Annotated in this window: 26 protein-coding genes and 1 other RNA gene; 13 read left to right on the top strand and 14 right to left on the bottom strand. The window is 64.9% G+C overall.

Features of this window, described 5'->3' with window-relative positions:
* The first annotated feature begins 4 nt into the window (after window positions 1-4).
* The 7 genes from ACXYN8_RS04280 (at window position 5) to mmsB (ending at window position 5,152) form a co-directional block, all read left to right on the top strand.
* Window positions 5-319, top strand: a complete 315-nt coding sequence (locus ACXYN8_RS04280; RefSeq protein WP_458888073.1) for an I78 family peptidase inhibitor — start codon at window positions 5-7, stop codon at window positions 317-319.
* Window positions 316-705 carry a RidA family protein gene (locus tag ACXYN8_RS04285; RefSeq protein ID WP_458888074.1) on the top strand — a complete coding sequence of 130 codons (390 nt, stop codon included), beginning with the start codon at window positions 316-318 and terminating at the stop codon, window positions 703-705. Before ACXYN8_RS04280 ends, ACXYN8_RS04285 begins: the two co-directional genes overlap by 4 nt.
* 58 nt (window positions 706-763) lie before the next feature.
* On the top strand, window positions 764-1,909 hold the full coding sequence (locus ACXYN8_RS04290; RefSeq protein ID WP_458888075.1) for an acyl-CoA dehydrogenase family protein: 1,146 nt from the start codon (window positions 764-766) through the stop codon (window positions 1,907-1,909).
* A complete protein-coding gene (locus ACXYN8_RS04295; protein WP_458888077.1) occupies window positions 1,906-2,295 on the top strand; it encodes a VOC family protein in 390 nt (129 codons plus the stop codon). The genes ACXYN8_RS04290 and ACXYN8_RS04295 overlap by 4 nt, the downstream gene beginning before the upstream one ends.
* On the top strand, window positions 2,292-3,338 hold the full coding sequence (locus tag ACXYN8_RS04300; RefSeq protein ID WP_458888078.1) for an enoyl-CoA hydratase/isomerase family protein: 1,047 nt from the start codon (window positions 2,292-2,294) through the stop codon (window positions 3,336-3,338). The genes ACXYN8_RS04295 and ACXYN8_RS04300 overlap by 4 nt, the downstream gene beginning before the upstream one ends.
* Window positions 3,335-4,117: an enoyl-CoA hydratase-related protein gene (locus tag ACXYN8_RS04305; RefSeq protein ID WP_458888079.1), complete on the top strand. Its 783-nt coding sequence runs from the start codon at window positions 3,335-3,337 to the stop codon at window positions 4,115-4,117. The genes ACXYN8_RS04300 and ACXYN8_RS04305 overlap by 4 nt, the downstream gene beginning before the upstream one ends.
* Before the next feature lie 153 nt (window positions 4,118-4,270).
* Entirely contained in the window at window positions 4,271-5,152 is an 882-nt protein-coding gene (gene mmsB / locus ACXYN8_RS04310; protein ID WP_458888080.1) for a 3-hydroxyisobutyrate dehydrogenase, read from the top strand.
* A gap of 13 nt (window positions 5,153-5,165) precedes the next feature.
* On the opposite strand, the gene ACXYN8_RS04315 is transcribed toward mmsB, so the two are convergent.
* The 6 genes from ACXYN8_RS04315 to ACXYN8_RS04340 are packed head-to-tail and all read right to left on the bottom strand — an operon-like array spanning window position 5,166 to window position 9,092.
* Window positions 5,166-5,948, bottom strand: coding sequence for an SDR family oxidoreductase (locus ACXYN8_RS04315; RefSeq protein ID WP_458888081.1), 783 nt, complete (start codon window positions 5,946-5,948; stop codon window positions 5,166-5,168).
* Window positions 5,948-6,490 carry an NUDIX hydrolase gene (locus tag ACXYN8_RS04320; protein ID WP_458888082.1) on the bottom strand — a complete coding sequence of 181 codons (543 nt, stop codon included), beginning with the start codon at window positions 6,488-6,490 and terminating at the stop codon, window positions 5,948-5,950. The genes ACXYN8_RS04315 and ACXYN8_RS04320 overlap by 1 nt, the downstream gene beginning before the upstream one ends.
* Window positions 6,487-7,146, bottom strand: coding sequence for a TPM domain-containing protein (locus ACXYN8_RS04325; RefSeq protein WP_458888083.1), 660 nt, complete (start codon window positions 7,144-7,146; stop codon window positions 6,487-6,489). Before ACXYN8_RS04325 ends, ACXYN8_RS04320 begins: the two co-directional genes overlap by 4 nt.
* A gap of 14 nt (window positions 7,147-7,160) precedes the next feature.
* Window positions 7,161-7,958 carry a TPM domain-containing protein gene (locus ACXYN8_RS04330; protein WP_458888084.1) on the bottom strand — a complete coding sequence of 266 codons (798 nt, stop codon included), beginning with the start codon at window positions 7,956-7,958 and terminating at the stop codon, window positions 7,161-7,163.
* Window positions 7,958-8,464 (bottom strand): TPM domain-containing protein, encoded by a 507-nt coding sequence (locus ACXYN8_RS04335; RefSeq protein WP_458888085.1) that lies wholly within the window; start codon window positions 8,462-8,464, stop codon window positions 7,958-7,960. The genes ACXYN8_RS04330 and ACXYN8_RS04335 overlap by 1 nt, the downstream gene beginning before the upstream one ends.
* A 7-nt stretch (window positions 8,465-8,471) precedes the next feature.
* Window positions 8,472-9,092 carry a LemA family protein gene (locus tag ACXYN8_RS04340; protein ID WP_458888086.1) on the bottom strand — a complete coding sequence of 207 codons (621 nt, stop codon included), beginning with the start codon at window positions 9,090-9,092 and terminating at the stop codon, window positions 8,472-8,474.
* A gap of 153 nt (window positions 9,093-9,245) precedes the next feature.
* Between ACXYN8_RS04340 and mscL the strand changes: the two genes are divergently transcribed.
* Both mscL and ssrA read left to right on the top strand, forming a co-directional pair.
* Entirely contained in the window at window positions 9,246-9,680 is a 435-nt protein-coding gene (mscL, locus tag ACXYN8_RS04345) for a large conductance mechanosensitive channel protein MscL (protein WP_458888087.1), read from the top strand.
* Between the two features lie 7 nt (window positions 9,681-9,687).
* Window positions 9,688-10,033: a transfer-messenger RNA gene (gene ssrA, locus ACXYN8_RS04350) on the top strand.
* A 55-nt stretch (window positions 10,034-10,088) separates the two neighbouring features.
* Here ssrA and ACXYN8_RS04355 read toward each other — a convergent pair.
* The 8 genes from ACXYN8_RS04355 to ACXYN8_RS04390 all read right to left on the bottom strand — a co-directional run bounded on the left by ACXYN8_RS04355 (window position 10,089) and on the right by ACXYN8_RS04390 (window position 19,586).
* Window positions 10,089-10,331 carry a hypothetical protein gene (locus ACXYN8_RS04355; RefSeq protein ID WP_458888088.1) on the bottom strand — a complete coding sequence of 81 codons (243 nt, stop codon included), beginning with the start codon at window positions 10,329-10,331 and terminating at the stop codon, window positions 10,089-10,091.
* Between the two features lie 119 nt (window positions 10,332-10,450).
* Entirely contained in the window at window positions 10,451-11,704 is a 1,254-nt protein-coding gene (locus ACXYN8_RS04360; protein WP_458888089.1) for an N-succinylarginine dihydrolase, read from the bottom strand.
* Window positions 11,701-12,717, bottom strand: coding sequence for an arginine N-succinyltransferase (locus ACXYN8_RS04365; RefSeq protein WP_458888090.1), 1,017 nt, complete (start codon window positions 12,715-12,717; stop codon window positions 11,701-11,703). The genes ACXYN8_RS04360 and ACXYN8_RS04365 overlap by 4 nt, the downstream gene beginning before the upstream one ends.
* Window positions 12,714-13,928 carry a hydrolase gene (locus ACXYN8_RS04370; RefSeq protein WP_458888091.1) on the bottom strand — a complete coding sequence of 405 codons (1,215 nt, stop codon included), beginning with the start codon at window positions 13,926-13,928 and terminating at the stop codon, window positions 12,714-12,716. Before ACXYN8_RS04370 ends, ACXYN8_RS04365 begins: the two co-directional genes overlap by 4 nt.
* Before the next feature lie 46 nt (window positions 13,929-13,974).
* Window positions 13,975-14,793 carry a 16S rRNA (adenine(1518)-N(6)/adenine(1519)-N(6))-dimethyltransferase RsmA gene (gene rsmA / locus ACXYN8_RS04375; RefSeq protein ID WP_458888092.1) on the bottom strand — a complete coding sequence of 273 codons (819 nt, stop codon included), beginning with the start codon at window positions 14,791-14,793 and terminating at the stop codon, window positions 13,975-13,977.
* Window positions 14,786-15,781, bottom strand: coding sequence for a 4-hydroxythreonine-4-phosphate dehydrogenase PdxA (pdxA, locus tag ACXYN8_RS04380; RefSeq protein WP_458888093.1), 996 nt, complete (start codon window positions 15,779-15,781; stop codon window positions 14,786-14,788). Before pdxA ends, rsmA begins: the two co-directional genes overlap by 8 nt.
* Window positions 15,778-17,124 (bottom strand): peptidylprolyl isomerase, encoded by a 1,347-nt coding sequence (locus ACXYN8_RS04385; protein WP_458888094.1) that lies wholly within the window; start codon window positions 17,122-17,124, stop codon window positions 15,778-15,780. The genes pdxA and ACXYN8_RS04385 overlap by 4 nt, the downstream gene beginning before the upstream one ends.
* Before the next feature lie 188 nt (window positions 17,125-17,312).
* The gene (locus ACXYN8_RS04390) at window positions 17,313-19,586 is read right to left on the bottom strand and encodes an LPS-assembly protein LptD (RefSeq protein ID WP_458888095.1); all 2,274 of its coding nucleotides are present in this window, start codon (window positions 19,584-19,586) and stop codon (window positions 17,313-17,315) included.
* Between the two features lie 109 nt (window positions 19,587-19,695).
* Here ACXYN8_RS04390 and ACXYN8_RS04395 point away from each other — a divergent pair, with 109 nt between their 5' ends.
* From ACXYN8_RS04395 to ndk, 4 genes are all read left to right on the top strand, one after another.
* On the top strand, window positions 19,696-21,159 hold the full coding sequence (locus tag ACXYN8_RS04395) for a leucyl aminopeptidase (protein WP_458888096.1): 1,464 nt from the start codon (window positions 19,696-19,698) through the stop codon (window positions 21,157-21,159).
* Between the two features lie 12 nt (window positions 21,160-21,171).
* Window positions 21,172-21,339: a DUF2256 domain-containing protein gene (locus ACXYN8_RS04400; protein WP_458888097.1), complete on the top strand. Its 168-nt coding sequence runs from the start codon at window positions 21,172-21,174 to the stop codon at window positions 21,337-21,339.
* Window positions 21,336-21,773 carry a DNA polymerase III subunit chi gene (locus tag ACXYN8_RS04405; RefSeq protein ID WP_458888098.1) on the top strand — a complete coding sequence of 146 codons (438 nt, stop codon included), beginning with the start codon at window positions 21,336-21,338 and terminating at the stop codon, window positions 21,771-21,773. Before ACXYN8_RS04400 ends, ACXYN8_RS04405 begins: the two co-directional genes overlap by 4 nt.
* Window positions 21,774-21,870: 97 nt before the next feature.
* On the top strand, window positions 21,871-22,293 hold the full coding sequence (gene ndk, locus ACXYN8_RS04410) for a nucleoside-diphosphate kinase (protein WP_458888099.1): 423 nt from the start codon (window positions 21,871-21,873) through the stop codon (window positions 22,291-22,293).
* Window positions 22,294-22,297 lie beyond the last annotated feature (4 nt).

A 22,297-nucleotide genomic window follows, 5' to 3' on the forward strand; every position in this document is an offset into this window, starting at 1 on the left:
ATGCATGAAATGGCCCCTGCTCCTCGTCACGGCTGCTGCCCTCAGCGGTTACACGACCTCGATGGCTGACCCTGGTTCCGAACCGGGCGACACGATCCGTCCGCCCGCCGAAGCCGGTGCATGCAACGCGCAGGCCGGGCAGGTTCTCGTCGGCCAGCAGGCGACCTCGGCAACCGGGCAGCGCGCGCTCGAACTCACCGGCGCGACGAGCTTGCGCTGGGGCCCGCCTGGCGCCGTATTCACCATGGATTATCGCGAGGACCGGGTGAACGTGATGTATGACGAGAACTCGATGATTACCGAGGTGCGCTGCGGATGAGCGGGCGCAGCCGGTCCTTCACCGGCTCTCCCTACGAAGCGCAATTCGGCTTTGCCCGCGCGGTGCGGGTGGGCGATCGCATCGTCGTTGCCGGGACGGGGCCGGTCGAGGATGACGGGACCACCACACCCGGCGATGTTTCCGCGCAGGCGGAGCGTTGCTTTCATCTGATTATTCGAGCGATTGAGGAACTCGGCGGAACAGGTGCCGGTATCGTGCGTACGCGAATGCTCCTAACCGATCCGGCGGATCAGGACGCAGTCGGGGCCGTTCATTCCAACTTCTTTGGCGATCATCCGCCTGCTGCCACCATGGCTGGCGTCGCGTGGCTGTGTCGTCCAGAATGGAAAGTGGAAATCGAAGCCGAAGCGATCGTGGAGGATTGATCGAGGCGGAGCGCGGGCGACCCTTTTCTCCGCCTCCGGTCCTCGCTAGGGCAGTTGCATGAGAAACCAGTTCCAGCTCACCGAAGACCAGCTCGCGATTCAGGACATGGCGCAGCGCTTCACTGCCGACAACATCACGCCCTTCGCCGCCGAGTGGGATGAAAAATCGCATTTCCCGCGCGATGTCATCAAGCAGAGCGGAGAGCTCGGCTTCGGCGCGATCTACGTGTCCGAGGAATCGGGTGGCATTGCGCTCGGTCGGCTGGAGGCAGCGCTGGTGATGGAGGCGATGGCCTACGGCTGTCCTGCGACCAGCGCCTATATCTCGATCCACAACATGGCCGCATGGATGATCGACCGCTTCGGCGGGGCGGAAGTGAAGGCGAAATACCTACCGGACCTCGTCAGCATGGAAAAGATCGCCAGCTATGCGCTGACCGAGCCGGGCAGCGGCTCCGACGCGGCGGGGCTCAAGACCACGGCGAAGCTGGATGGCGACCATTACGTTCTCAACGGCACCAAGCAGTTTATTTCAGGTGGCGGTTTCAATGACATCTACGTCACCATGGTCCGGACCGGCGAGCACAAGTCGAAGGGGGTCACCTGCCTCGTCGTCGACAAGGACACGCCCGGCGTCAGCTTCGGCAAGCCGGAGAAGAAGCTCGGCTGGAACGCCAGCCCGACCGCGCAGGTGGTGTTCGAGGATGCCCGCGTCCCGGTGGAGAACCGCGTTGGCGCGGAGGGCGAAGGCTTCGGCTTCGCGATGGCCGGGCTCGACGGCGGGCGGCTGAACATCGGGGCATGCTCGCTGGGCGGAGCGCAACGCTGTCTCGACGAAGCCATCGCCTACACCAAGGACCGCCAGCAATTCGGCCAGCCCATCGCGGACTTCCAGAACACGCAGTTCATGCTCGCCGACATGGCGACGGAGCTGGAGGCGGCGCGCGCGCTGCTCTACCTCGCGGCGGCCAAGGTGACCGACAACGCGCCCGACAAGTCTCGCTTCTCAGCCATGGCGAAGCGGCTGGCGACCGATGGTGGCAGCAATGTCGTCAACAATGCGCTGCAATTGTTCGGGGGCTACGGTTACCTCAAGGAATATCCCATCGAGCGTTTCTGGCGCGACCTGCGCGTCCACTCGATCCTCGAAGGCACCAATCAGGTGATGCGGATGATCGTGGGCCGGGACTTGCTGCGCCAGTGACTTCGCTGGCCATGACAACCTACCTCGTTCCCGATTACGACGAGGCGATCGCCTTCTTCCGCGACGCCATCGGCTTTTCCGTGATCGAGGACACCGACATGGGTGGCGGCAAGCGTTGGGTCGTGGTCGGCGGAGAAGACGGTGGCCGGTTGCTGCTGGCCCGCGCCACGTCCGGGGAACAGCGCACCGCCATTGGAAATCAGGCTGGCGGACGGGTTGGCTGGTTCCTGCACACGGCGGACTTCGCGGCGAGCCACGCCCGGATGACCGCGCAAGGGGTGGTCTTTCACGAACAGCCCCGGCACGAAGCCTATGGCACGGTCGCGGTCTTCGCCGATCCGTGGGGCAACCGCTGGGATCTCATCGAACGCAAGGACGCAGCATGACAGACGACGTGCACATCCACTCCCACGGCGCGGTCGGGCACATCTCGCTCAACCGGCCCAAGGCGATCCATGCGCTGACGCTGGAGATGTGCCACGCGATGAGCGCAGGCCTGGCTGACTGGGCGGCAGACGACGCGGTGCAGGCGGTGATGGTCGACCATGCCGAGGGGCGCGGCTTTTGCGCGGGCGGTGATATTGCCATGCTGCGGCAGTCCGCGCTGGAAGATGGCGGGACCAGCGGGCGCAAGTTCTTCCACGACGAATACCGCCTCAACCACCAGATGTTCACCTACGCCAAGCCCGTCGTCGCCTTCATGGACGGCATTACCATGGGCGGCGGGGTCGGAATCAGCCAGCCTGCGAAATACCGCGTCGCGACGGAGAACACGCGCTTCGCCATGCCGGAGACCGGCATCGGCCTGTTCCCCGATGTCGGTGGCGGCTGGTACCTCTCGCGCCTCGGCGGGCGGATCGGGCAGTTCCTCGCGCTCACCGGCGCGCGGCTCGACGGGGCGGAATGCGTTTGGGCAGGACTGGCGACGCATTACCTGACGAGCGAGAGCCTCGCCGAAGCCAAGGCGCGCATCGCCGAGAATCCGGCGCGGATCAGCGGTATATTGTCTGAACTCGCAGTCACGCCTCCGGAAGCGCGCATCGCGAAGAACGCGGAACGGATCGCCCGCCACTTCGCCTCCGACGACATGGAGACAGTCGTCGCCAGCCTCGAGGCGAGCGACGACGACTGGGCGGCGAAGGAACGCGACACGCTCGGCACCAAGAGCCCGCAGACCTGCAAGGTCGCGCTGCGCCAGTTGGCTCAGAGCGCCGAGCTGTCCAATTTCGCGGACAATATGCGAATGGAATACCGTATCGCCAGCCGCGTGCTGACGCGGCCCGACTTCGCAGAAGGGGTGCGCGCGGTGATAACCGACAAGACCAACGACCCGCAGTGGAACCCGCCTTCGCCCGAGGCGGTGAGCGAGGAACTGCTCGACCAGATCTTCGCCCCCCTGCCGGCTGACGAGGAATGGACCCCGCTATGACCTACGAAACCATCACCGTTGAAATCCGTGACGCGGTGACGCTGATTACGCTCAACCGCCCGCAGGCGCTCAATGCGCTGAACTCGCAGGTGCTGGAGGATCTGATCGCCGCCTTCGCCGCTTACCAGTCCGACGCCAGCCAGCTCTGCGCGGTGCTGACCGGATCGGGCGACAAGGCTTTTGCAGCCGGTGCCGACATCAAGGAAATGAGCGAGAAACCGGCGGCCGATTTCTACCTCGACGACTTCTTCGCGCCCTGGACCAGCCAGATCGTCAAGACGACGCGCAAGCCGTGGATCGCCGCGGTCAACGGCTTCGCGCTCGGCGGCGGGTGCGAACTTGCCATGATGGCGGACTTCATAATCGCAAGCGACAAGGCGAAGTTCGGCCAGCCCGAAATCAAGCTGGGCGTCGCCCCCGGCATGGGCGGCAGCCAGCGCCTGACCCGCGCCATCGGCAAGTCGAAGGCAATGGAAATGTGCCTCACCGGCCGCATGATGGACGCCGAGGAGGCGGAACGCAGCAACCTCGTCGCGCGGGTGGTGCCGCACGACAGCCTGCTCGACGAAGCGATGAAGACAGCCGCACAGATCGCTGCGATGCCTCCGATGGCTGCCATCGCGAACAAGGAAATGGTCAACGCCGCCTTTGAAACGACGCTTGATCAGGGCCTAATTATGGAACGCCGCATCTTCCAGATCCTCACCGCGAGCGAGGACAAGGCCGAAGGCATGGCCGCCTTCGTCGAAAAGCGCGAGGGCAAGTGGAAGGGGCGGTGAAATCATAGCCCTCTCCCCTCGCGGGAGAGGGTTGGGAGAGGGGTTGCCGCAGGCAATCGACGCATCGAACGCCCTCTCCAACTTCGGCTAGCGAGCAGGCTCGCAAGCCTGCGTATCCTCTCCCGAGATGGGAGAGGAGCAAGGAGAAAGAACATGAAAATCGCCTTCATCGGCCTCGGCAATATGGGCGGCGGGATGGCCGCGAACCTCGTGAAGGAGGGGCATGAGGTGAACGCTTTCGACCTTTCCGAAGAGGCGCTGGCGGCGGCGAAGGGCAATGGCTGCACCACCTTCACCGACGCGGCCGAGGCCTGCGAAGGCGTCGATGCGGTCGTCACCATGCTGCCCAATGGCGAGATCGTGCGATCGGTCTATGAAAGCAGCGTGATCGGCAAGGCGCCGACGGGCGCGGTGCTGCTCGACTGCTCGACCATCGACGTCGCCACTGCGAAGGCGGTGATCGCGGAGGCCGAGGCGGCGGGTTACGACATGGTCGATGCGCCCGTATCCGGCGGTATCGCGGCAGCCAATGGCGGGACTCTCACCTTCATGGTCGGCGGCACGGAAAAGGCGTTCGGACGCGCCGAAGAGGTGCTGAACGCGATGGGCAAGGCCGTGATCCACGCGGGCGAGGCCGGGGCGGGGCAGACCGCCAAGATCTGCAACAACATGCTGCTGGCGATCCACATGATCGGCACGGCGGAAGCCATGTCGATGGCAAAGAAGCTCGGTCTCGATCCGCAGAAATTCTACGAGATTTCAAGCGTGTCGAGCGGCTACAACTGGTCGCTCAATGCCTACACTCCGCTCCCCGGCGTGGGGGTGGAGAGCCCGGCGGACAAGGATTACCAGGGCGGTTTTGCCACCGCGCTGATGCTCAAGGATTTGCGGCTGGCGATGGCCGCGGCGGAGGAATCCGACAGCGCCGTACCGATGGGCCAGCGCGCCGCCGCGCTCTATGAAGACTTCAACGGCGCGGGCAACGGCGCGCTCGATTTCAGCGCCATCATCCGCATGATCGCCGGGCGGGGGTAGGCCCGCCCTCTTTTCACATCGCGGAGATGCCGCCGTCGAGCTTCATCTCCGCGCCGGTCATGAAGCGGCTTTCGTCGCTGGCGAGGTAGACCACAGCGTTGGCGATATCGTTCGGCTCGCCGACGAATTTCAGCGGCACCTGGCGCGCCAGCTTTTCGAGCAGCACGTCCTTCGCCAGCCCCGCATTGCGCGCCGTCCCGTCGAGGATCGGCGTGTCGACGAAGGTGGGATGGACGGAGTTGCACCGGATGTTCATATTCTGCTTGGCGCAGTGGAGCGCGATCGACTTGGTCAGCATCCACACCGCCGCCTTGGTAGAGTTGTAGGCGGGCATCCTGTCGCTGGCGATCAAGCCGGCGATGCTGGAAATGTTGACGATGGATCCGGGCGCGTGCTCGCGCATCAGTGGCAGGGCCTTCTGGCAGCCGTGAAAGATGGAATCGACGTTGATCGCGTAACAACGCTTCCAGTCTTCGAACGTGCAGCTCTCGATATCGCCGCCGACGCCGATCCCGGCATTGTTGACCAGCACGTTCAGCCCGCCCATCTGCTCGCGCGCGGCATCGACCGCCGCCTCCCAATCATCGGGCGAAGTCACGTCGTGTCGCAGTGCGTATGCCGTGCCGGAACCGAGCGCCTCGTCGATCAGGCGCGCCGTATCAGCTGCGCCTTCACCGTCGATATCGGTGCACAGCACGCGCGCACCTTCTTCCGCCAGCCGGGTCGCATGGGCGCGGCCCAGCCCCTGCGCCGCGCCGGTCACCAGCGCCAGTTTTCCTTCGCACCGCCTCGCCATCAGCTTTCTTCCTTCAGTCGCAGCGCCAGCATCACCATCGCCAGTCGCACGTCGACGCCATTCCCCTGTGCATGCCAGTCGGCCAAAAAGCGCTCCAGTTCGCTCAGGGCAACGCGATGCACGGTGATGTCTTCGCTCTCCGTACCGCCGCCTTCGCCAACGCGGGTCAGGCCATGCGCGCGCAGCAGAGTGAAGCTTTCGCTGACCATGCCGGGGGAGGAGTAGAATTCGCCGAGATTTTCGAACCGTGCGGCGCGGTATCCGGTCTCTTCCTCCAGCTCCCGCGCGGCAGCGTCTTCGGCAGGTTCGCCTTCCAGCCCGTCGTCGTCGCCTATCAGCCCGGCGGGCAGTTCGAGGCATGTCTTGCCGAGTGGCACGCGATACTGGCTCACGAGCAGGACATGGCCATCCTCCACCGCCAGAATCGCAGCGGCCCGGATGCCGCGGGTACGGCCGACATATTCCCAACGTCCGCGCTGTTTCGCGGCGATGAACCTGCCTTCCCAGTGCGTGACCTCCGTCAGGTCGCGGTCGGCGGTCACAGCACGATCAGCCGGTCGGGCAGCTCGTTGCGATCTTCGTCGCTGCGCGGGAAATGTTCGGCGAGCACCTTGCCGACATCCTCTATGCCCGCGACCAGTCCTTCCGCCACGCGGCCCTGACGGATGTGGGCGAGCATGTCCGCCATGGCCGCGCCCCAGACTTCGGCGTCGACCTTCTCCGCGATCGTCTCGTCCGCCACGATCTCGGCCCTGCGTTCGCGCAGCGAGAGATAGAGCAGGACGCCTGTTCGCCCATGCGTGCGGCGTTCCGCGCCGACCTTGAAGTGGCGCACGGCGGCATCGTGCACGCGCATGGTCCGCAAGGGGCCGGGCACGACGCGATAACGCAGGCCGTCCCAGCCGAGCAGCGCCCAGCTGAGGAAGAAGGTGACGACGCCGAGCGCAATTGTCAGGCTGGCGATCTCGCCGGTGGTCCATTCGGGCGTCCAGCCGCCGGTCAATCCCGAATGCAGACTGATGAATGGTGCGGGAAAGAGCGCGAACAGGCTCATCGCGGAGAAAGCGAGCGCCGCTGCGTAAACGAGGATCACGTCGCTATAGCCGTCCGAATGTTCGGCCAGCACGGTCACGAGTTCGCCCGAAGTGTGCTCTTCGATCTTCGTTACAGCCGCGGTAACGGCCGCCTGTTCGCTCATGCCGAGACGCGTCATCACCACCCCCCGGAGGCGCCGCCGCCCCCGAAACTGCCACCACCGCCTGAGAATCCGCCCGAGAAGCCTCCGCCGCCCCAGCTGCTTCCGCCTCCCGATCCGCTGGCGCCGCGCGCAATGGCCTTTCCGGCTTCCCACAGGATGATGTCGCGCATGGCGTTGCCGCCACCGTAATGCCTGCGCCGCCCGCGGCCGCGCATGGCGGGAAGGATGAAGAAGAAGAATATGAAGGCGATCCAGATGACCATGCCGATGGGGAAGCCACCCTTTTCCTCGCGCACCTGCGTGGCCTGCGCTGCGATCTGGCGCGCCTCTTCTTCCGGCAGTTGCAGCTGCGTGATGATGGCGTCCGCGCCCGCCACGATGCCGCCCGGCATATCGCCTTCGCGGAAGCGGGGCAGGATGGTGTTCTGCACGATGAGGCCCGAGAGGCCATCGGTCAGGACGGGCTCAAGCCCATACCCGACTTCGATCCGCACCTTCCGGTCGTTCGGGGCAATCACGAGGAGGACGCCATCGTTCCGCTCGTCATCGCCGATGCCCCATGCGCGTCCGAGCTGGTAGCCATAGTCGGCGATGTCGTAACCCTGCAGATCGGGGATGGTCGCTACGACAAGCTGGCGCTGCGACTGCGTTTCGAGCGCTTCCAGCCTTGTCGTCAGCTGCGCTTCCACTTCGGGCGGGATGATATTCGCCTGATCGACCACGCGCCCGGAAAGCTCGGGGAAATCCTGCGCCTGAAGCGGAGCGGAGAGCACCGTCAGGGCGCCGACCAGGGCAGTGAGAAAACGCCTCATCACGCGGCTTTCCGCATGGGTTGCACGGCAACCTCGCGCGCCAGGCTTTCGACGGCGGAGTGCACCCCGTTCGTGAAATCGCCCCGGCGCAAGCTGGGCAGCAGCTCGTTTGCTATGATCTGCGCCGCTTCGGCGTCGGTGACCTGCATTTCCAGGCCGGAGCCGACCTCGATCCGCACCTGCCTTTCGTTCGGCGCGACGAGTAGCACGAGGCCGTCGTTGCGCCTTGCGTCGCCTACGCCCCACGCATTGGCAAGATTGCGCGAATAGTCCTCGATCGGCTGGCCTTTCAGGCTGGGGGTGGATGCGACGACCATTTGCAATTGCGTTTCCTTTTCGAGCCGTTCCAGGCGGGCAGAGAGGCCTGCCTCGCTTGCCTCGGTCCAGATCCCGGCGACGTCGACTACGCGTCCGGTCAGGGGCAGCGCCGGTTCCTCGCCCTCGCTTTGGGCGGAGCAAGCCGCCAGCGCGAGCGCCAGGGTTATCAACGCGGCGCCATGTGGCACGCCCCGATCAGTTCGCGGGCGCGTTGTTGCCGGGCGTCAGGTCGAGCTGCGGCGCTTCCTCTGCGCCCGGGGTGGTCGCCTCGTACGGCGTCATCGGTTCCGCACCGTGAATGATGTTGGCGCCGATCGTGTCCGGGAAGGTCCGGATCGTCGTGTTATACTGGCGCACAGCTTCGTTGTAATCCTTGATCGAGATGCGGATCTTGTTCTCGATGCCTTCGAGCTGGCTTTGGAGCATCACGAAGTTCTGGTTCGACTTGATGTCGGGATAGCGTTCGAAATTGGCGATCAGGCGGCCGAGCCCCTGACCAAGCTGCGCCTGCGCGGCGCGGAACTGCTCGACTTTCGCCGGGTCGTTCAGGTCGTCGGCCGTGATGTTGACGCTGGTTGCGCGGCTGCGCGCCTCGATCACGTCGGTCAGAATGCCGCGTTCGTTCTCCGCCGCGCCCTGGGCGACTTCGGCAAGGTTGGGCACCAGATTGGCGCGAGCCTGGAATGCGGCCTGCACGTCGGCCCACTTGGCCTTGGCATTTTCCTCCGCCGCGGGGACGGAATTGATCCCGCAGGCAGCGAGCGTGGCAGCCGCCATGAGCGCGAGGGAGTTGCGGATGAGCTTGGGCAAATGCATGGCGGCGGTCCTTCCACGAAACAGTACTGTGTTAGCTTTATAGAACAGTCGCGCGGCCATTCAAGGCTGGGGATCATGCACGGGACTGACACTTGTTAACCCTGAAATTGTTTGTAACAGATCCCATTCTGCATCGGACGGGAGTTTTCGGGTATGTTTGCAGAATTCAAGGAATTCATTGCCAAGGGCAATGTCATCGATCTGGCGGTCGCGGTAATCATCGCGGGCGCTTTCGGCACGATCGTCGCGTCGCTGACCGACGACCTCATCATGCCAGTCGTAGGCTGGATTTTCGGCGGGGCCGATTTCTCCAACTACTTCATCCTTCTTAACACGCCGGCGGGCTACACCGGCGATCCGACGGACTATGCCGCGCTCAAGGAAGCGGGTGCGGCCATGATCGGCTATGGCGCGTTCATTACCGCCATCGTCAATTTCCTGATCCTGGCCTTCATCATCTTCCTGCTGGTCCGCTACGCCAAGAAGGCGATGGCCGAGTTCGAGGCAAAGAAGCCGGAAGAAGATGCCGGGCCGACCGAGATCGACCTGCTCAAGGAAATCCGGGACGAGCTGAAGAAGCGCGTCTGACACCAATACACTTCACATTAAGCGGGCGGGGCCTATATGGGTCCTGCCCGCTTTTTTGCGGGCTATGGCGATAAATGGCGCCGTGCAATAGGTACAACGGACCCGGGGGCAGTACCCGGCGGCTCCACCAAAACCCGCAGTTGGTCCCGGGTTCTGACGGGGCCGAACCAGGATCGACGTGTGCTGAAAGACGGTGTTTTCGTTCGGGCTGAGTATCCCGTAAAAATGTTCACAACACACAAGTGCCAACGATAACGAAGCACTCGCAATCGCAGCGTAACCTGACGGGCTAACGCCCTGATCTTACAAAGCTAAAGCGCGGTTGGGCCCACCGGGCAACAGAAGCGGATTCCGGGCGTCCGGAGGGAACGTAGCAACAGAATCCCTCCACCTTCAGCAGCAGAAAATTCAGGGAGTGGCCTTGGCCGCCTCGCGCTCCGCCGCTTCGTATTTCAGGCAGTCGAGGATCTTTGCGCCGGCGAGAAACACCGCGCCGCTACAGGCTGCGAACAGCAGCCAGCCGCCATATCCCGGGAATTTGCCGAGGTAATGACTGCCGCGTTCCATCGCGCCGAGCGCCAGCGCGTATATGATCACGAACGCTTCGAAGCGTGTCTTGATCACGAACAACCTGGCGATCTTCTTCAGCATTCACACCCTTTCCGGTCATGGCAGATGGGAGCAAGTCCCGTGCCAGCGGCGCAAACCTGCGAGTCGCGATGGTTAAGCCGAAAGTAAGTGTAAATCGCCCCGACAGACCGTCCAGCGCGTTAACCCAGTTCCTGCAACCCCAGCGTTTCGAGCAGCGCCAGTCGTGCAGAAACAACGGCAGAGGCAAGCGATGGTTTCCCGATGTCCGCGGGGTCGATCTGTTCTGGCCAGTAGCGGGACACTATCGTCTCGAGTTCTTCCGCCCGCGCTTCGGTTAACAGGAAGCGTTGGTCGACGGTGGCCGGATCGGCGACGACGCGCAAACGCAGGCAGGCAGGGCCGCCGCCATTTGCCATGGATTGCCGCACGTCGACCGGGATGACTTGCCGGATCGGACCGTTGCCGGCGAGCATAGTTTCGCACCATGCCCATACAGCGGCGCTTTCCTGGCATTCGTCGGGTACGACCAGCGCCATCTCGCCGGAGGGCAGGGTGAGCAGCTGCGCGTTGAACAGATAGGTTGCGATCGCTTCCGACAGGCTGACCGCACTGTCCGGCACCTCGACCACCTCCAGCGCGGGGAAGGCGGCGCGGATGGCGTCATACGCGCCCTGTTGGTCGGCGAAGGCGCGTTCGTGCGTGAACAGCACGCGTTCGTTCGCCACGGCGACGACGTCGTTGTGGAAGGCGCCTGCTTCGATGGCCTCCGGATTTTGCTCGATAAACACGCATTTTGCCGGGTCGAGACCATGGAGGCGAGCGACAGCGCGGCTGGCCTGTTCGTGCTGGCGGGCGGGAAATTTGCCGCCCGGTCTGCCGTAGACGAACACCTCGACGCCGGGCGTGTCGTGGCCTTCGCAGAAGCGCATATGGTTCGCTGCCCCCTCGTCACCGAAGCTGGGCGGTACGGCATCGTGGATCGCGAAATGCCGGGTGTCCGCGAAAGCGATCTTCAACTGCGCCTGCGTGTCGCGCCATTCCTGCCCCCGGTGGAGCATGGTGACGAGGTTGGCCGGCGTAAGATGGCAGCGCCCGTCCGCCGTATCGGGCGCGGGGCTGACGGTCGCCGCATTGGCGGTCCACATCGAACTGGCCGACCATGCGGCGGCGCGCAATGCAGGGTCCTTGCCGTTATCGACGCCCAGGCGATCGAGCAGCGCGCCATTGGGCCGTGGCAGTGGAAGGAGGTATCCTTGCGCCAGCCCGCGCGCCAGATTGCCGCGCATCTTGGCGATGCCCTGCAAGGCAGCAGCGCGCGGATAGGACGGGTCGCCCGCATGGCTCGTTGCCGCGAGATTGCCGAGGCTCAACCCCGCATAGTTGTGGCTGGGGCCGACGATACCGTCGAAATTGATCTCGACCAGCTTGCTCACCGCGCGACGCTCCAGACCGTGTCGCCGACCGCCACGCCGAGGAGGTCGGATGTGTGCGAATCCACCGCGATGCTACCGTCCTCACGCAGTTCGCGCGCGCCGTAGCAGCTGCGAAAATCGGACAGGCGGCCGCTGGCGATCAGCGCTTTCTCCCCCTGCTTGAGATCGATGGCGGCAACCGTGCATTCCCTCGCCTCGGCCACCGATTTCACCTTGTCGGTGCGTGTCGTCATGGTCGGGCCGGCATCGAAGATGTCGACATATCCGTCGAAGGAGAACCCCTCGTTCTCCAGCATCCGCATCGCGGCGCGGCCGGTGGGGTGGGGCAGGCCGATGACCTTGCGTGCCTCGTCATCGAGCATGGCGACGTAGACGGGGTGCTTGGGCATCAGATCGGCGATGAACTGGTTGCCGTTGATCGCGTTGAAATAATCGGCGTCCTGGAATGTCATGCCGAAGAAACGGCCCGCGACGCCATCCCAGAAGGGCGACCCGCCGCGGTCGTCGATGATTCCGCGCAGTTCCGCCAGAACCCGCTCCGCAAAGCGTGCGCGGTGCATGGCGATGAAAAGATAGCGACTGCGGGCGAGCAGCAGGCCGAGCCCGCCCGCACGCTCGTTCGGGTGCAGGAACAACCCTCCGACCTCGCTGCTGCCTTCGAGATCGGTGACGAGGCTGAGCAGCTCTGCCCGGACGGTGCGATCGAGTTCCTGCGAATACTGCGTCAGCGTGGTGAGGCGGTAGGAATAGAACGGCCATTGCTGCCCCACCTTGGTGAACAGCTGACAAGTTCCGCGAACGGCGCCCGTTTCCGCGTTTTCCAGCACGAGCACGAACTGCTCGTCGCCCAGGACATCCTCGGTGTTGGAAAAAGCCGTCACCGCACGTTCCAGCTTGCCGGTCAGGGCGGGGCGGTCGGCTGGCAGGTTGGTGAAGCCCCCGCCGGTCAGCTTGGCCATTTCGTACAGCGGTTCGAGATCGTCGAGCCGCGCGGCGCGCAGGCGAAAGCTCACAAATGGTCTCCGGTCGCGAGAGAGTGAAGAACGAGAGTGGACAGCGCCGCACGCTCCGACAGGCTGGCAGCGATCATGAACTCATCCGGCGAGTGGATTGCCCCGCCGCGCACGCCCATGGTGTCGATCACCGGGATATGGCGCGCGGCGATATTGTTGCCATCGCACACTCCGCCGGTCGGCTTCCAGTCGATGGACTGCCCCAGCTCCGCGCCGCATTCGCGCACGAGGTCGAACAGGCGCTGCGCCTTCGCGTCGACCGGCTTGGGCGGGCGGGTGATGCCGCCATGCAGATGCAGGCCGACGTCGTGTGCCGCTGACAGTTCAGCGATCAGCGCGGCAAGGTCGCGCTCGAATGCGCTGGCCGCCTCGGTCGACTTGGGCCGGATGTTGAAGCGCAGAACGGCGTGATCGGGCACGACGTTGTTGGCTGCACCGCCGTCGATCCGGGCCGGGTTCACCGAGAGGTCGTCATGGCTCATCGCTTTCAGTCGTACGGCAAGGTCGCTAGCCGCGACGATGGCGTTGCGCCCCTCCTGCGGATTGCGTCCGGCGTGCGCCGAGCGGCCCGTGACCACCACCGAGTAATTGCCGCTGCCCCCGCGCGCATGGGCAAGCGTGCCTTCGGGCGTGGCGGCGGGTTCGTAGGTCAGTGCGGCGTATTTGCCTTGGGCGAGATTGTCGATCAGCGCGGCCGAGGATAGCGAACCGGTCTCCTCGTCCGAATTTATCATGACGTCGTAGCCCACCCGGTCACGCCAGCCGGGCAGCGTTTCCAGCGCGCGCAGAGCGTTGAGAATGATGCAAAGGCCGCCCTTCATATCGGCGGTGCCTGGGCCGTTCATTACGCCGTCCTCGATCCAGCGGGTCGTCTGAAAGGCGTGATCGACGGGAAAGACGGTGTCCATGTGACCTGTCAGCAGGAAGCGGCGGTCCGCTTCGGGGCGTACGCGCAGGACGAAGTGCTTGCCGTGCGGCCTGTCCCGCTCTGACCCGTCGGCGTCGATGGCGGTGACGCGGGCAGGCTGTTCCAGTGTGACCTCGCCCGGCAGCACGCTGAAGGCGTCGGCGAGCAGACCGGCCATCGTCTCCAGCCCGGCAATATTGGCTGTGCCGGTGTTGACCGCGGCCCAGCTTTCGACCGTCGCGACCATCGCGGTCTGGTCGAAGGTGGCGATGGCGTTCTGAAGTTCGTCCGAAAGATGTTTCATCGGAAACCGCACTAGCGATTGCGCGGGCGGTGTCAAAGCGGGGCGGTCAGCCGAGGGTGCGCGCGAGGGCGGTAAACTCCGCGATGGAGAGCGTCTCTGCGCGTCGCTGCGGATCGATGCCGAGAGCATCCAGAGCTTCGACTGCGCCGGGCATCGACTTGAGGCTCTGCCGTAGCATCTTGCGGCGCTGGCCGAAGGCGGCTTCGGTCAGCCGCTCGAGCAGGCGGGCGGAGACGCCCTCCGGCATGGCGGCGGGCGTGACGTGGACGATCGCGCTCATCACCTTGGGCGGCGGCGTAAAGGCGCTGCGGTGCACTTTCATCGCCAGCTTCGCCGTGCTGCGCCACTGTGCAAGCACCGCGAGGCGGCCGTAGGCGGAGCCGCCGGGCGGCGCGACGATGCGCTGGGCAACCTCCTGCTGGAACATCAGCGTCATCGAGGTCCAGTGCGGCGGCCATTCTTCTCCGCCCAGCCAGCGCGTGAACAGCGCCGTCCCGACATTGTAGGGCAGGTTTGCCACGACGGCGAACGGCCCGCCCATCAGCTCCGCGTGATCGATCTTCAGCGCGTCGCCCTCGATCACGGTAAGCTGGCCGGGATATGCCTCCGCCACCTCTGCGAGGGCGGGCAGGCAGCGGCGGTCCATCTCGATGGCTGTCACGCGCGCTCCGGCCCGGAGCAGCGCGCGCGTGAGGCCGCCGGGTCCGGGACCGATTTCGAGCACCGCCTTGCCGCCGAGATCGCCGGGGATCGCGGCAATGCGGTCGAGCAATTGCTCGTCGAACAGGAAATTCTGCCCAAGCGCCTTGGACGCGCTGAGGCCATGGCGCGCGATTACCTCGCGCAATGGGGGCAGGTCAGCCATGGGCGCGATTGGCGGCCATTTCCGCCGCCATGCGGATCGCGGCGATGAAGGAATCGGGCCGCGCCGTCGCCGTTCCGGCGATGTCGAACGCCGTGCCATGATCGGGCGACGTCCGAACGATCGGCAGACCCAGCGTGACATTCACGCCGAGGTCGAAATCTAGTGCCTTGATCGGGACGAGCGCCTGGTCGTGATACATCGCCAGCGCCACATCGTAAGTCGCGCGCGCGTGCGGGGCGAAGATCGTATCGGCGGGGTGCGGGCCGGTCGCGGCGATGCATTCGTCCTGGAGCTGCTGCACGGCAGGCGCGATTATCCGTGCTTCCTCGTCACCCATGCGACCGTTCTCCCCCGCGTGCGGGTTGAGGCCGCAGATCGCGAGGCGCGGGGTCTCGATGCCGAAATCGCGTTGCAGAGCGGCGGCGGCCACTTGCGCACGCCGCACGATCAATTCGGTCGAGAGGCGCGCCGGCACTTCGGCCAGAGCGCAATGGATGGTGACGGGGATGGTCCTGAGGCTCGGCCCGGCGAGCATCATGACGGAATCGTCCTCTGCCACGCCGCAGGCATCGGCGAGAAATTCGGTCTGGCCGGGAAAGGCGAAGCCGACCTTCGCCAGTTCGCCCTTGGCGATCGGAGCAGTGACCACGCCGCCCACGGCACCCCGCAGCGCCAGTGTCGTCGCCAGTTCGAGCGAGTTCATCGCCAGCCGCGCCCCGGCTTCATCTGGCCGACGCGGCGTGTAGGTCCCCGCGCTGTCGCCGATGACCGGGATCGCCCCCTCGAACACGCGCGCGGCATCCAGCGGATCGGCAATCGGCTGGACCTTCAGCGAATGCCCGCGTGCCAGTGCTGCTCCGCGCAACACGTCGGCGCTGCCCGCGACAACAAAGGGCGCGGGAAACTGGCTACGACGCGCCCACGCCTCGACGATCAGTTCCGGGCCGATCCCGGCCGGATCGCCGAGCGAGAGGGCCAGCGGGGTCAATTATATTCGATGATGGCGTCGCGCCGAAGGTCGCGCAGGTAGCGGTTCGCCCACTTGGCAACGCGTTCGTCCTTCAGCTGTTCGCGCAGCTGTTCGGGGCTGGGGCCGCCTGCCATCTGCGGATCGTCACGTCCGCACAGCATCAACACACGCACACCTTCCTCGACGGAGCCGAAGGGCGGCGTGCTCTGGCCGACCTGCATCTGCAACAGCGTCTGCTGGAGTTCGGCCGGAAGCTGCCGCGCGACGACCTGGTCGCTGGTGACGACCTCGCCGCCGATCGATGCCGCGACTTCTTCCGCCTGACCGCAGCCACGCATCTGACCGACCGCGGTGCGGAAACCTTCGAGCTGGGTGTTCATCTGTGCCTGCGTCGCACCCGGAGTGAAGTCGATCGAGATCTGCTTCAGGCTTAGTATGGCGTCGCGCGGATCGGAGGTCAGGATCTGGCGCTTGTCCATCAGCACGACGATCGAATAGCCACCCGGAACCTCGATCGGACCGACCAGCTGGCCGGGCTGCATCTCGCGCGCGACCACGCCGATTTCGGCCGGCAGCTGACCAAGACGCAGCCAGCCGAGGTCTCCGCCAACTGACTTGGTCGAGGCTTCGGAATACTGCCGCGCGTAGGCGAGGAAGCTGCCGCCCTGCTTCAGCTGCTCGACGATCTGGAGCGCGTTGTTCTGCACTGCGTTCCGCGTCGCGGGAGTCGATGCGAGGTAGATTTCGCCAAGGCGATACTCCTCCGTCCCGCGCGAATCATTCAGGCGCGCCAGCAGGTCGTTCACTTCGTCTTCCGACACATCGACGAAGGGCGTGATGTTGCGCCGCTGCAGGCGGTTCCACGCCATTTCGCCTTCGATCTGACGCTTCAGCGAGGCGGGGGACGATCCCATCGCCACCAGCGCCTGGTCGAGCGCCTCGGCATTGCTGCCGAAGTTGTCACGCGCCACGCGGGCATAGGATTGCTGCACCTCTTCCGGGGCGACTTCGATTTCCTGCAGGCGAGCGGCCTGGATCTGCAGCGTTTCGTCGATCAGGTTACGCAGCACCTGCCCCCGAAGGCGGGCCAGTTCCTCTTCCGGGATTTCCCGGTCCTGGTTGGCATTGAGCACCAGCGCCATGCGCTGATCGACATCGGTTCCGGTGATGATCGCGCCGTTGATCTTGGCGGTGGCGCGGCGGAAGTTCGGGTCCGAGTTGCCCATGACGGTCGGCGATGCGGGAAGATCCAGCACGCTTTCCGCCTCGACCTGCTGTCCGATGGCCGGGGCAGAGACGGCGACGGCCGTTGCGGCCGCTGCCAGAATGACCGAGCGCAGCTTGCGAGAAACCGAATTCATTGTGTCCGTGCCCATTCCTGAAAAACTCCGCCTGCGGGGCAGGCCTGATCCTGTTGATACGGCGCGTGAACTGGCCGAACGGTGCTTAACGCAAGATGAGTGCCAAGCGGCCTCAGCAGCCGCGCGGACACCCGTTTGCGCCGCCATCTAGCCGATTTGCCACCGCCTGCCAACGCGGCGGTTTCGTGCTAGTTGTTGAAGCCCAGATTGCGTAGCGCGACGTGCACCTGGAAGGTGTTGCCCCGCTCCGCATCGCCGGTCGCGGTATAATCGCGCCGCCAGGTCAGGCCGAGTTCGAGGCAGTCGTCTTCGTAGGCGACGCCAAGCCGCGTGCGGAGTGGTTCGAACCCGTCGGAAACGAAGGTCGGGTCTTCTGCCTCGTTGGTCAGGTTGATCACTGCCGAACCGAACACCGACCAGTAATTGGCGAAGGCCACGCGTCCCGCGAGGCGCAATTCCTCGCGGTCCTGCAAATCCTCGATCGAATCGTCGATGTCTCGGTTGAGCCGGAGGTAGCCGATTTCCGCATAGGTGCGACGCGAACCGACGGTGGCGTCGAGTTCGTTGCGGCGCACGCCGAGCGAATCCTTGTCGAGCCGATAGCGGTGGGTCAGCGAAACGAAGTCGCGGAAACGCACTTCGGTGCGGCCGACGATATCGGACGTCTTGTTGGTCAGGCCGGTGCCGTCGGGGAAGATCGTCGGCTCGCTCGTCAGGCGATAGGACTGGCCGACCGTCGTCTTCACGCGCCAGTCTGGCCGTGTAAGCAGCCAGTCGAAGCCATAGGTGAAGCGCACCCCGTCCTCGATCCGGTCGTAACCGGGAAAGCGGTTGAGCGCGAACAGGTTGCTGTCTTCCAGGTCGATCGCCCGCGAATCCTCGTTCGGGATCGCAAAATTGCGAATCTGCGGGCTGGCGACGATCTGAAAGCGCGGAGTCAGCACCTGCGTGCCGCCGAATGCCTCGCCGATAAAGGGCCACTTCACGTCGACGGCGCCGATTGCGAATCCGCGCGTCTGCCAGCCGGGCTCGCCGCGGTAGATCGCAGTCTGCGTCAGCGCATTTTCGTCCGAGCGGTAGACGTCACCGCGAGCGAGCGCGGTAAGCGATACTTCCTGCCCCATTCCGGTGATCCGGCGTGTATCCCAGCGCGCGCTGGCAAAGGCGCGATTGGTGTCCTGTCCGGCGCTACGATTGATCGAAAGCGTATTTGCCTGGAATTGCACCTTGCCGCCCAGCACCGGGTCGTCCAGCCGCACGCGCCAGTCCATCACCGGCAATGCCAGCGGCACCTGCCCTTGCGGCGTGTTGAAGCGCAGCGTCTGCGTCGCCCAGCCCGCAAGCGAGAAATAGGTGTTGTCGCCAACATGCTCCAGCTCCGCCATGCTGCGGAGGCGGTCGTCGCGGCTGATATCGTAACGGCGCAGGAACGTGCGGTCGCTGGCAACGCGGGCGTGATAGGTGAAGCTCCAGTTCGGGTCGATCTGGAACTTGCCATTCGAATAGAAGTAGCCGCGGAAGTCGGTTTCGTCCGTGGCACCGGCGTTGAAGCTCCCGATGGGGATCCGGGAGGACCGGGTGGCGTAGCCCGTCACCTGCCACGCGCCGTTATCGGTCAATTCGCGAAACTGCCCGGAAAGCATCGGCGCGGTCTCGGTAAAGACAGTCCCGGTCAGCGACAGGTCGCGGTTCTCCGCGAGCTTCCAGTAATACGTCCCGCTGACTTCGACCCCGTTCGAATCCGAGATGCGGAAGTCGGGAATCATGAAGCCGGACTTCGCGCGCCCATCCGTGGTGACGGAAAGGCCCGGCAGCGGCAGCAGTCGCGCGCCGAACAATTCCAGATAGGCGCCCTTGAAGTCGACGCGCTTGTCGTCGGGATCGTAGGTGACCCGGTCGGCGGTGATGCGCCAGCTCGGCTCCTTCTCGCAACCTTCGGGATTGACGACCGCGCAGGGGCTGTAGGCGGCGCGTTCCAGCACGATCGTCCCGTCGGCGCTGCGCGTGCCGCGTTCCGCCGCGATGCGCGCGCCTTCCGCGAGTGCGAGGAGGAGGTCTTCCATCGCGCCCGCGTCGAATTCCTCGGTCAGTTCCACGCTGTCGCTGTAGAGGCGGTTGCCATCCTCATCGACGAGCGCCACGCCGCCGGTGGCAAGGATGCGGCCGCTGTTGCGGTCCCACGTCACGCGGCTGGCGGTGACCTGCCGGGCACCCTGGCTCATGACCACATTGCCTTCCGCCGTGACGGTATCGGCCTGGGAATCATAGCTGAGCGAATTGGCTTCGAAATCGATGGCCTGTTCGCGGTCTATCACCTGGCCTGTGTCGGACGAATCCTCGGCATCCTGCGCCGTGGCCACGGTCGGCAAAGCTACGACAAGAGCAGCCGCCAGCGCCGACGCGCTGCAGATCGAGGGGAACCGTGCAAGAGCCTGCAGCGCGCGCTGCCGTTCGGGGAGCATGGCTTGCCTATCGCACCACGCGCCCCTAACTGCAACGCCAAGAGTTGCGGGCGAATTCAAGCCCGAAAAAGCGCCCCTCGGCGCCCTGTGAATTTCATTTGGAGAGCCCATGAATATCCAGTTCCTGACCCCCGACGCCAATGCCGACAGCCGCGTGACCGCCCGTATCGCATTCAAGGACACGATGCCGCAGGGCCTGTCCAACGCGGTGCGCGAAGGTGCGGGTGCGGCGCGGTTCAGCGGCGGGGCAGGGCAATTGTTCGAGGCGTTCGAGACGCAGGATGGTGCGCTCGCCCGCGTGGCCATCGCGGGCGCAGGCGATGCCGCCGGCGGCGATCGGCTGGCCGGCCTCGAGAAGGCTGGCGCAGCGCTGGCTGCAAAATACATGGCCAGCGGCGAACGGTCGCTGGTGATCGATTTTGCCGGTAGCGGCCTGTCCGCGCCCGAAGCGGCTGCCGTTCTGCTCGGCGCGCGGCTGCGGGCATGGCGTTACGATGCACATCGCACCACGATGAAGGACGATCAGAAGGTCTCGCTCACTTCCATCGCCGTTCGCAACGCCCCCGATGGCACGGACAGCGCGTGGGCCGATGCGAGCGCGGTGGCCGAAGGTGTCGAATTCACCCGCGAACTCGTGACCGAGCCTGCCAACGTCATCTATCCCGAAAGCTTCGTCGAACGCTGCCGCGCCCGGTTCGAAGGGACGGGGGCGGAAATCGTCGTTCTCGACGAAGCGCAGATGGAGGAGCTGGGAATGCTCTCCCTGCTCGGTGTCGGGCTGGGCTCGGACAAGGCTTCGCGCCTGCTGTGCATCAAGTGGATGGGCGGCGACGAAGGGGCGGAAACGACTGCTTTCGTCGGCAAGGGCGTGACTTTCGATACCGGCGGCATCTCGATCAAGCCCGGACCCGGCATGGAAGACATGAAGTGGGACATGGGCGGCGCGGGCGCGGTCGCTGGCGCCATGCTGACGCTGGCGAAGCGCAAGGCGAAAGCGAACATCGTCGGCGTCTGCGGTCTGGTGGAGAACATGCCCGACGGCAAGGCACAGCGCCCCGGCGACGTGGTCAAGTCGATGTCCGGCCAGACGATCGAGATCCTCAACACCGATGCCGAAGGGCGGCTGGTGCTGTGCGACGCGCTCACCTGGACGCAGCGCAATTTCAAACCTGCGCGGATCGTCGATCTCGCCACGCTGACGGGCGCCATGCTGGTCGCGCTGGGGCAGGAGCATGCCGGCGTCTTTTCGAACAACGATGCGCTGTCCGACGGCCTGATCGAAGCCGGGAAGAGCGTGGGCGACAAGCTGTGGCGGATGCCGATGGGCCCGGAATACGACAAGCTGCTCGACAGCCCGATTGCCGACATGAAGAACATCGGACCGCGCTATGCTGGATCGATCACCGCTGCGCAGTTCCTCGGTCGGTTCATTGAGAACGATACGCCTTGGGCGCATCTGGATATCGCGGGCATGGTCTGGTCGGACAAGCCGGGCCGAACCTGGGGCAAGGGCGCGACCGGCTATGGCGTGCGCCTGCTCGACACTTTCGTGCGTCGGACGCTCGAGGGCTGATCGCGAACTTCCATGGCCCGGATGCGCCGCAAGGCCGATCTGCCGAGCAAGATCTGCGCGGCCTGCGGACTTCCGTTCAACTGGCGCAAGAAGTGGGAGCGGGACTGGGACAGCGTGCGCTACTGTTCGGAACGGTGCCGCCGCAACAAGGCTGACGGACGGGGGAAGGACGCGCAGTGAGAGTCGATTTCTATCTCCTCTCGCGCGATCCCGCCCCGGTCGCCACAGCCATGCTGGCGGGCAAGGTGCTGGGCGCGGGCGAGCGGCTGCTGGTCGTCGCTGACGATCTCGAACTGCTGGAGGCGATCTCGCAGGGTTTGTGGGATGCGGGCGAAGGCAGCTTCCTCGCCAATGGCATCGCGGGCGATGATCATGACGCGCGCCAGCCGATCCTGCTTTCCGACGAACTGGACCCGGTCAACGGCGCACGCTTCCTGCTGATCGCGGACAGTATCTGGCGCGATCCGGGTGACGCGTTCGACCGCGTACTATACCTCTTCGACAACGCCACTATCGACGAGGCGCGCGGAACATGGCGCGCTCTGCAATCGCAGGACGGCATCGAAAAGCGGTTCTGGAAGCAGCAGGGCAACAGCTGGGTCGAGGGGCCGTAGGCTCCGCCTTTACGTGCAGGCTTGCCGCGGGGCGGGGCAAGCCCTATGGCGCGCGCGCAATAATTCCCCCGTAAATTTTACCCGAAGGATAGTCATAATGGCGGTTACCCGCACCTTTTCGATCATCAAGCCCGACGCGACGAAGCGCAACCTGACGGGTGCGGTCACCAAGATGCTGGAAGAAGCCGGCCTGCGCGTCGTCGCCAGCAAGCGCATCCACATGAGCCGCGAACAGGCCGAAGGCTTCTACGCCGTCCACAAGGAACGCCCTTTCTTCGGTGAGCTGGTCGACTTCATGGTCAGCGGCCCGGTCGTGGTTCAGGTGCTGGAAGGCGAAGACGCCGTGAAGCGCAACCGCGACGTGATGGGCGCCACCAACCCGGCCGATGCCGACGAAGGCACGATCCGCAAGACCTTTGCCGAATCGATCGAAGCCAATTCGGTCCACGGTTCGGACAGCGAAGAAAACGCTGCGACCGAAATCGCCTTCTTCTTCGACGACGCCGAAATCGTCGGCTGATCGC

It is taken from the genome of Altererythrobacter sp. CAU 1778, from assembly GCF_054482795.1.

Excerpts from the sequence above, each read along its gene's own strand:
- ACXYN8_RS04280 (WP_458888073.1), top strand. The coding sequence starts at position 5 with ATGAAATGGCCCCTGCTCCTCGTCACGGCTGCTGCCCTCAGCGGTTAC.
- ACXYN8_RS04285 (WP_458888074.1), top strand. The coding sequence starts at position 316 with ATGAGCGGGCGCAGCCGGTCCTTCACCGGCTCTCCCTACGAAGCGCAA.
- ACXYN8_RS04290 (WP_458888075.1), top strand. The coding sequence starts at position 764 with ATGAGAAACCAGTTCCAGCTCACCGAAGACCAGCTCGCGATTCAGGAC.
- ACXYN8_RS04300 (WP_458888078.1), top strand. The coding sequence starts at position 2,292 with ATGACAGACGACGTGCACATCCACTCCCACGGCGCGGTCGGGCACATC.
- ACXYN8_RS04305 (WP_458888079.1), top strand. The coding sequence starts at position 3,335 with ATGACCTACGAAACCATCACCGTTGAAATCCGTGACGCGGTGACGCTG.
- mmsB (WP_458888080.1), top strand. The coding sequence starts at position 4,271 with ATGAAAATCGCCTTCATCGGCCTCGGCAATATGGGCGGCGGGATGGCC.
- ACXYN8_RS04315 (WP_458888081.1), bottom strand. The coding sequence starts at position 5,948 with ATGGCGAGGCGGTGCGAAGGAAAACTGGCGCTGGTGACCGGCGCGGCG.
- ACXYN8_RS04325 (WP_458888083.1), bottom strand. The coding sequence starts at position 7,146 with ATGAGCGAACAGGCGGCCGTTACCGCGGCTGTAACGAAGATCGAAGAG.
- ACXYN8_RS04330 (WP_458888084.1), bottom strand. The coding sequence starts at position 7,958 with ATGAGGCGTTTTCTCACTGCCCTGGTCGGCGCCCTGACGGTGCTCTCC.
- ACXYN8_RS04340 (WP_458888086.1), bottom strand. The coding sequence starts at position 9,092 with ATGCATTTGCCCAAGCTCATCCGCAACTCCCTCGCGCTCATGGCGGCT.
- mscL (WP_458888087.1), top strand. The coding sequence starts at position 9,246 with ATGTTTGCAGAATTCAAGGAATTCATTGCCAAGGGCAATGTCATCGAT.
- ACXYN8_RS04355 (WP_458888088.1), bottom strand. The coding sequence starts at position 10,331 with ATGCTGAAGAAGATCGCCAGGTTGTTCGTGATCAAGACACGCTTCGAA.
- ACXYN8_RS04370 (WP_458888091.1), bottom strand. The coding sequence starts at position 13,928 with ATGAAACATCTTTCGGACGAACTTCAGAACGCCATCGCCACCTTCGAC.
- rsmA (WP_458888092.1), bottom strand. The coding sequence starts at position 14,793 with ATGGCTGACCTGCCCCCATTGCGCGAGGTAATCGCGCGCCATGGCCTC.
- ACXYN8_RS04385 (WP_458888094.1), bottom strand. The coding sequence starts at position 17,124 with ATGAATTCGGTTTCTCGCAAGCTGCGCTCGGTCATTCTGGCAGCGGCC.
- ACXYN8_RS04390 (WP_458888095.1), bottom strand. The coding sequence starts at position 19,586 with ATGCTCCCCGAACGGCAGCGCGCGCTGCAGGCTCTTGCACGGTTCCCC.
- ACXYN8_RS04395 (WP_458888096.1), top strand. The coding sequence starts at position 19,696 with ATGAATATCCAGTTCCTGACCCCCGACGCCAATGCCGACAGCCGCGTG.
- ACXYN8_RS04400 (WP_458888097.1), top strand. The coding sequence starts at position 21,172 with ATGGCCCGGATGCGCCGCAAGGCCGATCTGCCGAGCAAGATCTGCGCG.
- ndk (WP_458888099.1), top strand. The coding sequence starts at position 21,871 with ATGGCGGTTACCCGCACCTTTTCGATCATCAAGCCCGACGCGACGAAG.